The organism is Rhizobium sullae, from assembly GCF_900169785.1.
GTDB lineage: Bacteria > Pseudomonadota > Alphaproteobacteria > Rhizobiales > Rhizobiaceae > Rhizobium > Rhizobium sullae.
Genome location: NZ_FWER01000163.1, coordinates 1 through 965, shown reverse-complemented (window position 1 = coordinate 965; position 965 = coordinate 1). Strand labels below are relative to the sequence as shown.

Genomic DNA, 965 nt, shown 5'->3' with positions numbered 1-965 from the left:
GGTTCCGCCGACGATGATCATCGCAGGTATCAGAATCAACATTCCCCAGAGAATGCCATTTTTGACAGCAACAACTGCAACGTGATTGCCAGACAATTCCGACACCACCGTCGAGACCCAGAATGTCAAAATCGTTAGGAACCCCACGACTCCGGCACTCAGGTGAACTCGTCGAACAGCCGAGGATCTCCGCATAGCCTAACCTCCCACTCAACACCGATGCAGTTTGACGGTATCTATGGATGACTGCATTGATCCGCATCAAATGCTTGACTGCGTCGGGCCCGACGACCTGTAACATCAAGGCGACTTTCCACCGAAGCAGCAAAAATTGCCCTTGCTTGCCTGATCTGGGGTGCGACACGTCGCTTTGCTTCTGCTTCATTTACCACTGTCTCGATGGAATCCTAGACCACCCGTCCCTGGTTGACTGAGCTATGGTATGAAGCAGCAGCAGTCCTCACCGCGCTTGCCGGCGGGGTAAGCTATTGTCCGTGGGAGGGGTTTGTTGATGAGGATTTTTCAACTGAATGCCTATCGATCTGATGCGGGCCGCTCGGTCCCAACGAGCACCTCTGTCGAAAAGCTGTTCCGCGAATCGGAGAGTGAGGCCGAATATACGATCGGATGGGTTCGGATTACTTTGGGCCTCATCCTGTTCGCGAGTGGTTTCCTCGTTTCCTCAGGGACGGCTACGCTCAACGAAGAGTACGACCTGAACCAAGTTCGTCTTACTGCGCTGATCACAGTTGGCGCCTTTCTGGCCCTCGGTATTACGTCGTTTCTCCTGGTTGTCAGCCGTTGGTTCAGGCCCTGGATGACATACGTCCTTGTTACCGGCGACGCAGCAATTCTCGGCGTCAGCCTCTTTTTTGGCCTGGAAGGCATCGGCCTAGGAGGCAATTGGGTCGCAGCGATGCCGACCATCTGGGCCGTTCCCCTCCTCCTCGCGGTCGGCGCCCTTC

General features: G+C 55.2%; 1 pseudogene. It reads left to right on the top strand.

The window, feature by feature from the left end:
* Positions 1-511 precede the first annotated feature (511 nt).
* Positions 512-965 (top strand): annotated as a pseudogene (locus BN1800_RS39525) (adenylate/guanylate cyclase domain-containing protein); the annotation flags it as partial.